A 14,348-nucleotide genomic window follows, 5' to 3' on the forward strand; every position below is an offset into this window, starting at 1 on the left:
TTCTGCATTGTCGCCGGGAGGCGGACAGAGCGTAAATAACGGACGTGCCTGTTTCGTTCGTGGATCTGGATTGTGAACGGGCCGCCCCACCAAAGATGCTGTCCGGTCAGTGCCGTGAGCGCCACTTGTGAAACCGCAGAGCGATAAAAGCCGCACCATAAAAAAAGCCAGCGCAGAAAGCGCTGGCTTGATACGCGTACACCGGAATCAGAACTGGTAAGTCAGACCCACGGCCAGGATATTGTCGGTTGAAATACCGGCTGCCTGAGTAAAGTCGGTTTCATCAAGCAGGTTGATCTTGTAATCGATGATGGCTGACATGTTTTTATTGAAGTAATAAGCCGCGCCCACGTCGATGTATTTCACTAAATCCCGATCGCCATAGCTTTCAAGATCTTTCCCTTTTGACTGCAGATACGCGATGCTGGGGCGCAGACCGAAGTCAAACTGGTATTGTGCAACGAGTTCAACGTTCTGGGCTTTATTGGCGTAGCCTGGATTGCCATTACCAATGCGGGTAGCATTGTATGTCTGTGTATATTGGGCTGCCAGGTAAATAGCATTGGCATCGTATTTCAGGGCGCCTGAATACGTTTCAGCATTATCGCCTTCGCCCAATGCCAGGCCGTTCTGGTCCAGCGTACGCTTAGAATGCGAATAGGCGACACCGAAATTCACACCTTCTGGCAGAGCATACGTTACAGCCGCGCCATAGCCATCGCCATTCTGTTTCACTGCATTTCGGTTGTTATTGGTGAGACTGCCGCCTTCAGCGTTGGAGCCCCCATTTCTGCCCTGGTACTGCAAGGCAAAATTAAGGCCGGAGACCAGGCCAAAGAAATCGGTGTTACGATAGGTTGCCAGGCCATTGGCACGTTGCTGCATAAAGTTATCCGAGCCGTAGCTGTCACCGCCGAACTCTGGCAGGACGTCGGTCCAGGAGGTGACATCGTAAACGACGCCGTAGTTGCGGCCATAGTTGACCGAACCATACTCACCGAATTTGAGCCCGGCGAAGCCTAAACGTGTCCAGGACTGGTTTTCAGACCTTTCATCACGGTTCGCCTGCATATTGTATTCCCACTGACCAAATCCAGTCAGTTGGTTAGTAATCTGTGTTTCACCTTTTACTCCGAGACGGGCATAGGAGTTATCCCCACGTCCGTCGTTATCACTGGTGAAATAGTGCAGCCCCTGCATTTTACCGTAAAGATCAATTTTATTACCGTCTTTGTTATAAACTTCCGCAGCATTTGTTACGCCTGCGGCGAATAAGGTGGTAACGGCCACTGCAACTAAGTTAAGTTTCATTAAAGAAATCCTTTTAATTATGTTTTATCTCGACCAGAGCAATTGAAAAGTATGGTGCGCTTAAATAGCGCGTTATTTTTAAAATAGAATGCAGTGTAAATTCAATAATAAGTTTCCGTAAGATCTTGTTTGTTTTTGTTTATATGATCCCGATCCAGTAATCAGTGATTATTTGTTATCACTTTATTATGCTGTTTGATTTTATTGTGATATTTATTTTGAATGTTTTTGTATATATTTTTACCTTAGCGGTGTTTGTTGTTACTGCTTCTTATTTTTACTTTTTGTTTGAATTTTTATGGGTGTCGCTGTGATGGTTTATGTCATTTTTTGTATCGATCAGAAGTCGTAACTAGCATGTTAATTACAGAGGCATATCTTAAGTAATAGTTAAAGCTGTATCGAATTATATTATTAAAATTTGAGTGAAAGGCAGCGTGCATAGCGTCAAGAGAGAGGTATTTTGCAGATGACACTAACGCTGTAATAAAGATTCCTCAAAAATGCCCATCAAGCCTCCTGACGCTGTTGCAGCATCGGTTAAAACATCGGGCCTGATCGTTTTCTGTATTAGCCTGCCAGCACAAAAAATGGAGCAGGTTGCTAAGCGTATTCATTTTTTTAGGTGACGCCTTAGAAAGGCACGCGTGATTAAAGCGCGTTTTTATCATACCTGTACGGATTGCAGTAATAAGAAGTCTGCGTCGATGCATCAGGTGTTCATAGATGATGCGGTGTTGATGTTTAATTCGCTGTTAACGTATTCACATCTCGCATTTCAAAATGAACTCACTATCCGAAATGGGTTTTCTTTTTGAAATTATCATTTTTTTATTTCGTGACGCATTTCACTTTTACCCCTTCACCTTCTTTTACGGCCAAATAAATTAAATCCTTTCTTCTCAGGCGATTGCATTATTTCTTCTGTTTTTTTATCGGGTCTGGCACGGCGTCTGCAAACAATAACATTGTCGCGTATAACACTGGAGATAATGGCATGGCTTATAAAATTTTACTCCCACAGGAAATTATGGCGGAAGGGAGAGCGTATCTGGAGAGTCGGGGCTATGAATTAATTACGGGCTCTGGCATGGAAGAGGACGACATTATTCGTGATATTCCCGACTGTGATGGCATCATCGTTCGGCTTTCAAAAATGTCTGAACGTGTATTTAACGCCGCGAAAAAACTCAAAGTCGTCGCACGACACGGCGCGGGCTACGATACTGTCGATCTTGAGGCCGCGAAACGTCACGGTGTTGTGGTGCTGAATGCGCCGGTGGCGAACAGCATGTCCGTGGCCGAACTGGCTATTTTCTACATGCTGCACTGTTCCCGCAATTTCAGGTTGGTTGAAGAGAAAATGCTTGAGGATTACTACTGGGCAAAATTGCGCACGCCCAAAGTGGAACTGGATGGCAAAACGCTGGGATTAATTGGTGTAGGCAATATTGGCTCGCGCGTCGCTGTTAAAGCCTTACGGGGTTTTAATATGAAAGTGATTGCATACGATCCCTATAAGACGCAGGAACAAATGCCAGACGGCGTCGAACGTACAGATGATATTGACCGCATTTTCAGCGAAAGCGACGTTGTCTCTTTGCATTGCCCGACAACGGCAGAGACCCAGAATTTCGTCGGAGAAAAGCAATTTGCCATGATGAAACCGACGTCTTACTTCATTAATACTGCGCGCGGCAAACTCGTCGATGAAAAAGCGCTGTATCACGCCCTCAGTCACCACCTTATTGCCGGCGCAGGTCTGGACGTTTTAAAGAAAGAGCCCTTCGACGCCAGCGATCCGATTTTTTCACTCAGCAATGTCGTTATTGGCCCTCATATCGGCGCCGCAACGAAAGAAGCCACCGACAGAGCCTCACTTCATACCGCCATAGGGATTGATGAGGTGCTGTCGGGTAAAAAACCAACCTGGCCCGTTCCTGGCTTTGGAGAATAATAAAATGACTATTGGAAATCGTATTTATTTAAAACGTCCTGCAGGTAAGCCTGATTTACTCAAGGAATACGCGCAACTTCCCGCTGCGAATATCGCCGATACCATGAATCGTATTGCTGTGTTGGGCAACGGTATCAGGCGGATTTCTTCCCCTCAAAAACCGGTTATGGCGGGATATGCCATTACGGTGAAAGCGCGCGCGGGCGACAACCTGATGTTGCATGCCGCACTGGATATGGCGACGGAGAATGACGTTATTGTCGTATCTAATGAAGGTGACCGTTCGCGAGCCCTGATGGGCGAAATCATGGTGGCTTACGCGCATCACTGCAAGAAGATCGCTGGCATCGTGCTGGATGGTCCCATCCGCGATATTGATGCTTTGTCACAGTTGGATTTTCCCCTTTTTGCCACAGGGGCAAACCCGGCCGGTCCGTTTAAAGAAGGTCCTGGCGAAGTAAATACACCTGTTGCGGTGGGTGGCGTAGCCGTGTGCCCTGGCGATCTCATTATTGGTGATGCGGATGGCGTAATTGTTGTTCCTTTGCATGATGCAGAACCCTTACTCGAAAAAGCTAAAGCGTATGCAGCATTCGATGCGAGCAAAGTTGAAGCCGCAAAAAACGGCACGGCAAATCGTGAATGGGTCACCAAATCACTGGAAGAAAAGGGCGTTGAATTTATTAACGACGTATTTCGTTAGTCGACCAATATAATATCCATTCGCTCAAACCACGGGAGTCATGCTCTCGTGGTGATAAGCAAAGGTAAAAATATATGTTCTCTTTAAAAATCTTATTGATCGTGTTTTTCCCGGTTTTATTCTGGATCTTGCCTAACCCTGACGAGATTTCCGCCACGACCTGGCATATGGTCGGTATTTATCTGGCGATGTTATGCGGGCTGGTATTTCGGCCTTTTACGGATGCGATTATTATGCTCATTATCCTCGGCATCGCATCTGTTTTTATCGATCCCCATATTCTGTTTGCAGGTTATGGCACGGCCATGGTCTGGTTTATTATCAGCGCCTTTATTATTTGTAAGGCATTCGTTATTACCGGACTGGGTAAACGTATCGCCTACATCTTACTGAAACGCTACGGCAGAAATACTCTGACACTGGGTTATCTGATGATGGTTACGGACACCGTGCTGGCTCCGGCCACCGGCTCGAATATGTCGCGCTCTGGCGGTATCGTCTATCCCATTTTCCGCAACATTGCTGAAGCGTTGGGCTCTAAACCTGACGAAGGTAGCCGCCGGATTGGTTCCTACCTGACGATTCTGATGTATGTCGTATCAATGGGAACATCCAGCTTGTTTTTAACCGGTATGGCCACCAACGCTATCACCGTGTCACTGGCTAACGAAATTATGAAGGTCGATCTGGACTGGATGACCTGGTTTAAGGCGGCCATTATTCCGGCCGGATTAGTTCTGCTGCTGTGTCCCTGGATACTTTATAAAGTTTACGCGCCTGAACTGAAAAAAATTGATAACGTCAATGAGATCGCTGAACAGGGACTGCGTGAACTCGGGCCGGTGAAGCGCGAAGAGAAACTGCTGATCGTGTTTTTTATTCTGGGCGTTTTGGGATGGATGACCGGCTCAGTAACGGGTATTCCTTTTATTCCGGTTGGCTTTGCATTCCTTGCCTGCTTGTTGTTATTTAAAGTGCTGAGCTGGGAACATGTGGTCAGTGAAAAAGCGGCCTGGCAAACGTTTGTCTGGTACGGCGCGTTCTATGGATGTGCTGTCGCGCTGTCAAAAGGCGGGTTCTACGTTTTCCTGGTGGGGGTGATTAAAAACTACCTGGATCTTTCTCATCTCAATGAATTTAGCGCAATTGGTGTGCTGATTTTTATCAGTCTTGCCGTACGTTATTTCTTTGTCTCAAACAGTGCGTTTGTCGTCTCTTTTTATCCCGTGTTGTTTACCCTCGGCATGACGACGCAGGCCAATCCAATGTACGTTGCATTGTCGTTGGCGTTTTCAGCAGGCTACGGTGCTCTCCTCACGCATTACGGTAACGGAGCGGGGGTTTTTACCTTCTCCAGTGGCTATGTGCCTCAAAAAACCTTCTGGCTGTTGGGCACAATGATGGTGCTGTTTAACGTCATTGTTTATTTCCTGCTCGGCATTCCTTACTGGAAATTCATCGGTATCTGATCGGAGGATAAACATGAAACTGGATCTTCGTATCAAAAATGGCCTGACGATAGACGGCCACGGCCAGAATTATATTCAGCGGGATGTGGGCATTATGGGGGATGTTATCGTTGATCTTACCCAGGTTGACGGCATTGAAGCTGAAACTGAAATTGATGCCGCAGGCTGTATTGTCCTTCCCGGTTTAATTGACTTTCATACTCATGTTTTTCATGGCGGAACGGCTATAAGCGTGAATCCAGACATCATTTGTTTGCCCAATGGCGTAACCAGCGTGGTTGACGCTGGTAGTAGCGGTTGGGTCAATTATGGATTGTTCCGTAACAGTGTGATCAACACGGCTACGGTAAGGATAAAAAGTTACTTAAATGTGGTAAATGTAGGCCTGTCTACGCTGGGTGGTGGGCCGACGGGATATCTGGAAAACACGAATCCGGCCAATTTTAATCGGGAAAAAATAAAACAGGTTGTCAGCAAAAATGCAGACAATATTCTGGGCCTGAAGCTGCGCTACAGTCAGGATATTGCGAAAGGCAAATCCTACAGCAGCGATCCTTTTCTGACGACCGTTGCGCTGGCACGTGAGCTGAATACCTCGTTATGCGTGCACGTCACGGATTCCCAACGCCAGGCGGACGAACTCATCCCGCATTTCAACCCGGGTGATATATACGCGCACTGCTTTCACGGAACGGGTCACACCATCCTTAATAAGCAGGGCGAAATATACCCGTCGATTCAGGCAGCCCAGCGGAAAGGCGTCATCTTTGACTGTTCAAATGGCGTGGCGCATTTTGATTTTAATATTGCCCGTCATGCGATGGCGCAGGGATTTTATCCCGATATTATCAGCACGGACTTAACGCAGCGTAACAGCCTGCGTACGAATAAGGTCTACAGTCTGCTTCATGTCATGTCAAAATACCTGAATATGGGTATGTCACTGTTTGATATCGTAAAAGCGGTCACCAGCACCCCTGCCAGGCTAATGAAAATGCAGGGCCAGATCGGAACGCTCACACCGGGGGCATTTGCCGACATCGCCGTGGTTAAAATACGTCAGGCAAAAACCATTTTCGAAGACACGAGGGGCAATCAGTTACAAGGCGATCGCTATATTGATAACTGCTTAACCATCAGTCGTGGGCAGATCTGCTATCGTCGTCTGCATGTTTAATCACGCCTTATCCGTTCGCTCAGTCCTGGAATATTAACGCCAGGTAGCTTTTACGTGCCTGCACATGACGTCTGTCAATATAGGGGCAGACGTTATCTTTATACTTGTTCAGCGCGTTATCGATATAATCGGACTGTTAATGAAGTTCAATGAAATTGTCATTTTCTCTGTTTCAAAAACCATTACTCAGCGTATCTCTAATGTGCTGTTTGAAAAACAGCTAGAATTACCCGTCTACGAAATAGGGTATTCAGATGTGCTGGATAAAGCGAATGAAATGATTCGCGCCGGCACCAGAATCATCATCAGTCGTGGCGGTACCGCTGCCTTACTGCGCAGCAGCCTGGCCATCCCGGTGGTCGAAATTGCACATGATTTTCAAGGCGTGAACCGTATTCTGCAGGAAGCAAAAATCAAGTCACAGAAGATTGCTGCGGTCGGCTTTCCCCAGTTTTGCCACGCGCTTAAGCATTATCAACATATGACTCATGATAATTTCAAGATCTGTCAGGTCTATAATCATTACGATATCGATAATGTCGTCAAAAGCCTTGCGGAAAATAATTATCAGATCGTGATTGGCGGTCTGACCGTTGCTGAAATGGCCAAAAAATATGGTCTGAAGGTTGTAATGGGGGATACCGATAATATCTCCATTGAACAGGCCATCAACGAGGCCTTCAGCCTGTTAAAATATATTAACCAGGAAAATCTGAAGCTGGAGATAAGTCAGTCCGCGATAAATCAGTCACGGGAAGGCATTATGTGTCTCGACCCGATGGGGACTGTCGTCACAATAAACAGCAAAGGAAAAGCGCTTTTTCAGTGCCGCGTCGGGGAGAAAATATACAAAAAAGAAGGATTCAAAGACGTATACAACGCCATTATTGACGAGTCTGACGTCAGCGATATGACCCTTGAACTTGACGGTGAACGCATTTCTGTCGCGATAAAGCATTACTGTAAGCGGCAGGAGAGCTATTCAATCGTGACCGGCTGTCTGCAATCGCAAGCCCCGTGGCGAAACATGGTCAGTAAAAAGCGAAAACAGCGTGCATTTTATACCCGTTACACCTTTGATGACATTGTTGGTGAGTCAGCCAGTATTAAGTCAGCGATCGAAAAAGCAAAGCGTTGTGCCAGCCATGATGCACCTGTCCACATTTTAGGTGATACCGGTACGGGTAAAGAATTGTTCGCTCAAAGCATTCACCAGCACAGCACCCGAAGCCACAGCCCGTTCATTGCGATTAACTGCGCGGCGATTCCTGAAAGTCTGCTTGAAAGTGAACTGTTTGGTTATGCTGACGGGGCATTTACCCAGGCCCGGAAAGGGGGCAAGCCCGGTATCTTTGAGATGGCGATGAAGGGCACCGTATTTATTGATGAAATCAGCGAGGCCCCACTCAACGTACAGGTCAAATTACTGCGTGTGCTACAGGAAAAACAGTTTGTTCGCGTGGGCGGTGATGGGCTGATTGCGGCGGATTTTCGACTCATAACAGCAAGTAATAAAGATTTGAAGGCGCAGATAACCATGGGCGCTTTTCGTCAGGATCTTTATTACCGTATCAATATCCTCACACTCCGGCTTCCCGCGCTGACTGAGCGTAAAGGTGACGTTGAACCTCTTATCCGGCATTTACTTCACCAGCAGGGAAAATACAGGGTCTTTTCGCCGGATGCGCTGGCGTATTTAAACCGTTATCACTGGCCGGGGAATATACGAGAACTGCAATCGGTCGTGTGCAGACTGGCGGTATTTCATCAGGGCGGTACGGTCGATAAATCGACCGTGATCTCGTTGCTTGAGGATGAGCAGGTACTCAATAACGTGGTGTATGAATCATCCTCTTTGGCGTGCATAGACGCTGAAACCGATCTTCTGAAAAAACAGGAGCGCCGGCTAATTATTGACGTGATGGCAAAATGCCAGGGTGATAAAACCCAGGCGGCGGCAATGCTGGGGATCAGTGCGACCACCTTGTGGCGTAAGCTAAAAGCGTATGAGATCAGCGGCTGAACGTCGACAACGGTGCCGCTTTGATATAGTCAATAAACGTCCGCAATGCCGAAGACATATACTGGCGATTAGGATAATAAAATTGCAGGCTGGGCCGTTCCGGTAACCAGTCCTCCACTACCGAGATCAGACTGCCGTTTGCCAGATGATCTTTCACCTGCTCGTAATAGAGATAGCCGAGCCCCGCACCCTGCAGTACGGCATCCAACTGTGAATCCATGTCGTCAAGGATAATGTTTCCGCCGGGAAGAAGCGCAAACTGGCCGTCCGGTCCGTTGAATTCCCACTGATAAATCCGGCCACTGCGATGACGAAACATGACGCACGGGTGCACGTCGATTTCGCGTGGATGCGTGGGACGAGGATGACGGGCAAAATAATCGGGACTGGCCGCGACCACCAGTTTGACTTTTGGCCCTACCGGCAGGGCAATCATGTCTTTTTCCAGCGTACTGCTCAGGCGAATGCCCGCATCAAAACCCTCTTTCACAATATCGACCAGCCTGTCTTCTGTCGTGATTTCCACACGAATATCCGGATAGCGCTGGCTAAACCCGGTGACCAGCGGAATCAGCACCAGACGTGAGGCAAGGCGCGAGGCATTGATTTTCAGCACGCCCATCGGCGTCTGGCGATAGCAGTTGGCTTCATCCAGCACCATGTTGATTTCATCGAAAGCGGGGCGTAAACGTTCAAACATACGGGCGCCGGCTTCGGTGAGTGACACGCTGCGCGTGGTACGGTTAAACAGGCGAATTTTCAGCCGCTGCTCCAGTTGCTTAATCGCGTGGCTGACTGCCGATGGCGACAGTCCGAGTTCATCTCCCGCGGCGCGAAAACTGTTGTGCCGGGCAACGGCAATAAAAGTCGCGAAGTCATAGACGTTCAGTTTCATTGATGAAAATCCCTCATTAACCCGTCTCAAATCATACGATTCCCACAGCAATGTCGCGAGCGTAAGGTGCTTTCGTCAGCACAAAAATGAGGTGAACGATGAAACAACATGTCTATATCGTCTGGTCGCATCCGCGCAGGAATTCGTTAACCGCGCAGATGGTCCACAGCCTGCGCCAGCGCGCAGAAGCGCGCGGCGCCCATGTTACTGAACTGGATTTGTATCGCAGCGATTTTGATCCGGTGTTACGTGTCGAGGATGAACCGGAGTGGGACAACCCGGATAAGCGCTATTCGCCAGAGGTCCACCGCCTGTTTGCTGAACTGGACAATCAGGACATTATCTTCTTTGTCTTCCCGGTGTGGTGGTACAGCTTTCCGGCCATGTTGAAAGGCTATCTTGAGCGCGTATGGAATTATGGCCTGGCCTATGGTGAGCAAAACCGGTTAACGGCAAAAAAGGTGCGCTGGCTGGCGCTGGCGGGCGGCTCCCATCGGTCATTTATTAAATATGGCTGGGAGAAAAACATCACCGATCATCTTTTGGGCGTTTCGGCTTATCTGGCGATCCGCGATGTGGACGTCCATTTCCTCTACAACACGTTAGGGGTTGAGGAGGCCATTCAGGATGACGCCAGCCACTATGCACAACTCTTTGAGCAAATGTATGCGGTGGTAGACAGCACGGTTTAACGCGAGGCGGGGCGCCAACAAGCGCCCTTTAACATGCTCACCCGTACAATGAACGACGCGCGGGGTGCTCTGCTTCGCAGTGCCCGTTTTGCAAGGCGCGAGCGTGCCCTTTACGTCCGTTTAGCGGGAAATGGAGGCGCGCGTTGACAGCGCTGCGGCGTTAACCACGGTGACGGTGGTCACGCCTTTAGCCCGGTCACCGTACCATCGCGCAGGCCTGATCGTATTCCCTTTGCCGCGATCCGCTTCCTGATGACGACATTTTACAAAATCCCCCTGTGGACTATGTTAAGCAACATGTCTTAAGAAAACACATCAGGCAACGGAGAACGTAATGAAAGCAATGACCCTGAAAGCCCCTGGCGGACTGCAGAACATCCACCTGTCAGACCGAGCCGATCCGGGACAGCCGGGAAAAGGCGAAATCCGGGTTGCCATCAAGGCCAGCTCACTGAATTTCCATGACCTGGTCGTCGCGACCGGGCAATTTCCCACCGAAGATGGCCGCATACTGCTGTCCGACGGCGCGGGCGTGGTGGAAGCCGTGGGCGAGGGCGTGACCGATTTTCGCGCAGGTGATCACGTCGTGTCGACATTCTTCCCCGTCTGGCTGTCCGGCAAACCCACCGCGGACGTCGGCGGCTTTGCCCACACGCCGGGCGACGGCATTGATGGCATGGCCAGTGAATACGTTGTGCGGGCGCAGAGCGCCTTTACCCATGCGCCAAAAGGCTGGACGCACGCTGAGTCAGCCACCATTACGACAGCTGGCCTGACCGCCTGGCGAGCACTGGTGACCGAAGGCAATCTTCAGGCTAATGATACCGTGTTGGTGCAGGGCACCGGCGGTGTATCTATCGCTGCCTTACAAATCGCTAAGGCCATGGGCGCGAAAGTGATTGCCACCTCCTCTTCGGATGAGAAACTGGCGCGCGCCCGACAACTGGGCGCAGACGAAACCATTAACTATCGCACGACGCCAGAGTGGGGGAAGAAGGTGCTCGAACTGACCGGCGGCGTGGGCGTGGATCAGGTGGTGGAAGTGGGCGGACCTGCCACGCTGGGTGAGTCGCTGAAAGCGATCAAAGTGGGCGGCCACATTACCCAAATCGGCATCATTTCCGGCGATGAAGCCCGGCTGTCCATTTTGTCTGTCCTGGCGAAGCAGGTCACCATCAAAGGGGTGATCGTTGCCAGCCGACAGGATCAGATCGATTACGTGAACGCGCTGGAAGGGATGAATCAGAAGCCCGTCGTTGATCGCCTCTTCCGTTATCAGGACCTCGCCGAGGCCTTTGCCTGGCAGCAGAGCGGTTCGCATTTCGGCAAGATCTGTGTGGAATGGTGAGTCACGCGCAGTAAGGCTGGTGTGTCCGTAGAAACGGTGCCTGATGAGGGCTGAAACCAGAACCTTCATCAGGCATCGCGGCCTGCGCAGGACTAATTATTGTCGTGAATATAATAGGCCGCGTCAGCGGGCATAAAATGGCTGAGCCCGCCTGTCGCAATGCCGACAGCCAGTGCGTGTTGATTATCCAGCAGCATATGGTTGTCTTCGCTGTAGGTAATTTTGTCGATTTGATCATCCGTCAGGTTGGTACAGGTGTGATAAATATTTTTAATAATATTGCGGAATCGGCTGCTAAATTCATTTTTTTCAACCAGCATATTTTCTGAAAAATTTCTGTCCTGAGCATCATGAATCGTGGGCGCATGTAATAAAAAAATCGAATCGTCCATGGTTAGCCGTTTCTTTGCGCCACAATAAATTAAGGTTGCTGAGGATTCGACGGAGGACATATTCACGGTGGTCACCGGAATGGGTGAGTCCTTCACTATCTGATAGCCCATTTTCCCGGCATCAACATCACCGCCGGGGCTGGTGAGATAAAGCTGTATCTCCGTAGCGGCTTTGTAGTTTTGCGCAATCTCGTCAATGGCGGCGGACAGGGCCATAATTTTGTTCTGCGTTATCGCGCCAGTGAAAGCAATTTTTACCGTTTTAACGGTGTTGGGTGGGCGCTTCTCGTCAACGACTTTGTTCATCGCCGCCTGTGAGGTAAAACTGGTCAGGACAAAAACGGCAGCCGCACAGAAAATATATTTCATATTAACTCCATCCTTTTTGCCCTTTAATTATCAGTGCGACATTATATCTGCAATATCTATTATCATTTTGCACGCGTTTGTTACCGCTAAAAATATATTTCAGTATTATGGCTTTTAAATGACTTTTTCAAAATAACCTGCGGCGACGCTAATTTTGTCGAAGAGGGGAACAACGAAGCCGCATCACATATGCAGTCCGGTAAACGGCATACTGCTTTTCAGTATTGTCAGCACCGCAGGGCACCGTGCTGCTTTTATCGCACGGCTCCGCTTTTCCTGGCGTTTGTACCTGCGGGCTTTCTGCGATTCTGCTCAATGCGCCATGTCCCGGGGACGCGGGGGAAGCGGGAAAAGCTCCGGCTGCGTCACATATCCCACGGCAAACTGATCCCTTTTTGTGACAAGTCACACAACCTCATAACATTTGCCAGCACAGGAAAAAGTTTCGCCAGATAATTAGTGTACTTTGTACACCATAGTTTTACAGAGTAAAACATGAAGTTTACCCAGATGTAAAACCATGAACCTTCTGTGAGGAACACCATGTCTGAAAAGAGACCCAATGTGGCCATAACCTCCGATATAGAGCAGCAGACGGTAAAGCGTGTTATATGGCGCATTCTGCCGTTTCTGATTGTCTGTTATCTGATCGCTATCATTGACCGGGGCAATATCGGAATGGCGGCCCTGCAGATGAATGAAGATCTCGGGCTGACCAAAGCGGTGTTCGGCCTGGCGAGCAGCCTGTTTTTTGTGGGGTATTTTCTGTTTGAAGTGCCCAGCAATCTGGCGATGCAAAAGATCGGGGCGAAGATCTGGATATCGCGCATTATGGTGACGTGGGGCATCGTGTCGGTCTGCACGGCCTTTGTCTCCAGTGCCGGGATGCTTTATTTCCTGCGCTTTTTACTGGGCGCGGCGGAGGCGGGCTTTTTCCCTGGCGTGATCCTCTACCTGACCTACTGGATCCCCGGTAAATACCGCGCCCGCGTCATTGCGACCTTTATGGTGGCTATCCCGGCAGCAAACTTTATCGGCTCACCGATCTCCGGGGCCATCCTGTCACTGGATGGCTGGTTTGGCTTACGTGGCTGGCACTGGCTGTTTATTTTAGAAGGCTTCCCGGCCATCCTTTTAGGAATAGCCGCCTTTTTCCTGTTAAGCAACCGCCCGGAAAACGCGACCTGGCTGACGGAAGCACAGCGCAACTGGCTCAGCACAACGTTGGCGGACGAGAATGCGAAACGTAAGGTGATCGGTCATATCTCGCTGTGGCAGTTACTGCGACACAAGCACATCTGGGTGATGGCCTTAATTTATGCCGGTGCCTCGGCGGCAGGTTCCACGCTCAGCGTCTGGTCGCCACAATTACTCAAGTCGTTCGGACTCGACAACTTCACGACCGGTCTAGTGAACGCCATTCCTTACGGCCTGGCGTCCGTGTTGATGATCGTCTGGGGCCGCAGTTCCGACCGTACGGGCGAACGTCGCTGGCACACGGCGCTGACGCTGTTCCTTATTGCGGGTGGGCTACTGTCGGCTTTCCTGACGCAGTCGCTGGCGGGCAGCGTGGTCATTTTGTCGCTGGTGCTGATTGGCGCGTACTCCATGAAAGGGCCGTTCTGGGCACTGGCTTCCGGCTGGCTGTCGTCCAGCACGGCAGCGGCGGGCCTGGCGGCTATCGGTGCCATGGCGAACCTGATTGGCGGCGGGCTGATGGTTAACGTGTACGGGATCATCAACGAGCAGACGGGCAGTCATGCGCTGGCCATGGTTCCGCTGGCCGTGCTCTGCGGGGCGGGCGGTATCGCAGTGCTGATCATGGGCCGCAAAAGCGCGACCAGAATCGAAGCGGATCATAGCCTGTCGACCGTCAGCAAATAAGTCGCATCGCTGAAATCACTGAAGCGCCTCCGGGCGCTTTTTTTTATACCGGAGAAAAGTGAAGGTGAGGCGAACCGCAGGAATGCCGGGAAGGAGCGGTGCCGTGTTCGGTTCTGCCATCCTTATCG

11 protein-coding genes are annotated in these 14,348 nt (G+C 49.9%); 8 read left to right on the plus strand and 3 right to left on the minus strand.

Annotated features, from left to right (window positions below):
- Window positions 1-207 precede the first annotated feature (207 nt).
- On the minus strand, window positions 208-1,311 hold the full coding sequence (gene ompC / locus GC087_RS06260; RefSeq protein ID WP_033739413.1) for a porin OmpC: 1,104 nt from the start codon (window positions 1,309-1,311) through the stop codon (window positions 208-210).
- A 997-nt stretch (window positions 1,312-2,308) separates the two neighbouring features.
- Between ompC and GC087_RS06265 the strand changes: the two genes are divergently transcribed.
- The 5 genes from GC087_RS06265 to GC087_RS06285 all read left to right on the plus strand — a co-directional run bounded on the left by GC087_RS06265 (window position 2,309) and on the right by GC087_RS06285 (window position 8,640).
- Complete coding sequence (locus tag GC087_RS06265; protein ID WP_058702307.1) at window positions 2,309-3,268, plus strand: hydroxyacid dehydrogenase; 960 nt, start codon at window positions 2,309-2,311, stop codon at window positions 3,266-3,268.
- A 4-nt stretch (window positions 3,269-3,272) separates the two neighbouring features.
- Window positions 3,273-3,971: an RraA family protein gene (locus GC087_RS06270; RefSeq protein ID WP_033739409.1), complete on the plus strand. Its 699-nt coding sequence runs from the start codon at window positions 3,273-3,275 to the stop codon at window positions 3,969-3,971.
- A 74-nt stretch (window positions 3,972-4,045) separates the two neighbouring features.
- Window positions 4,046-5,440, plus strand: a complete 1,395-nt coding sequence (locus tag GC087_RS06275; protein ID WP_033739407.1) for a DASS family sodium-coupled anion symporter — start codon at window positions 4,046-4,048, stop codon at window positions 5,438-5,440.
- Between the two features lie 13 nt (window positions 5,441-5,453).
- A complete protein-coding gene (locus GC087_RS06280) occupies window positions 5,454-6,617 on the plus strand; it encodes a metallo-dependent hydrolase (protein WP_324029968.1) in 1,164 nt (387 codons plus the stop codon).
- Window positions 6,618-6,756: 139 nt separating this feature from the next.
- Window positions 6,757-8,640 (plus strand): sigma 54-interacting transcriptional regulator, encoded by a 1,884-nt coding sequence (locus GC087_RS06285; protein WP_324029969.1) that lies wholly within the window; start codon window positions 6,757-6,759, stop codon window positions 8,638-8,640.
- Here GC087_RS06285 and GC087_RS06290 read toward each other — a convergent pair.
- Entirely contained in the window at window positions 8,630-9,535 is a 906-nt protein-coding gene (locus GC087_RS06290) for a LysR family transcriptional regulator (RefSeq protein WP_324029970.1), read from the minus strand. The genes GC087_RS06285 and GC087_RS06290 overlap by 11 nt on opposite strands.
- Before the next feature lie 98 nt (window positions 9,536-9,633).
- Between GC087_RS06290 and GC087_RS06295 the strand changes: the two genes are divergently transcribed.
- On the plus strand, window positions 9,634-10,227 hold the full coding sequence (locus GC087_RS06295) for an NAD(P)H oxidoreductase (protein WP_324029972.1): 594 nt from the start codon (window positions 9,634-9,636) through the stop codon (window positions 10,225-10,227).
- Between the two features lie 334 nt (window positions 10,228-10,561).
- On the plus strand, window positions 10,562-11,575 hold the full coding sequence (locus GC087_RS06300) for a zinc-dependent alcohol dehydrogenase family protein (protein ID WP_054633276.1): 1,014 nt from the start codon (window positions 10,562-10,564) through the stop codon (window positions 11,573-11,575).
- 92 nt (window positions 11,576-11,667) lie between these two features.
- Here the strand turns inward: GC087_RS06300 and GC087_RS06305 are convergent, their stop codons facing one another.
- A complete protein-coding gene (locus GC087_RS06305) occupies window positions 11,668-12,336 on the minus strand; it encodes an ATP-dependent Clp protease proteolytic subunit (RefSeq protein WP_054687222.1) in 669 nt (222 codons plus the stop codon).
- Window positions 12,337-12,879: 543 nt separating this feature from the next.
- Between GC087_RS06305 and GC087_RS06310 the strand changes: the two genes are divergently transcribed.
- The gene (locus GC087_RS06310) at window positions 12,880-14,220 is read left to right on the plus strand and encodes an MFS transporter (protein WP_033739396.1); all 1,341 of its coding nucleotides are present in this window, start codon (window positions 12,880-12,882) and stop codon (window positions 14,218-14,220) included.
- Window positions 14,221-14,348: the final 128 nt, after the last annotated feature.

Origin of the sequence: Pantoea sp. JZ2 (assembly GCF_035191405.1) — a bacterium.
GTDB classification, from domain to species: domain Bacteria; phylum Pseudomonadota; class Gammaproteobacteria; order Enterobacterales; family Enterobacteriaceae; genus Pantoea; species Pantoea stewartii.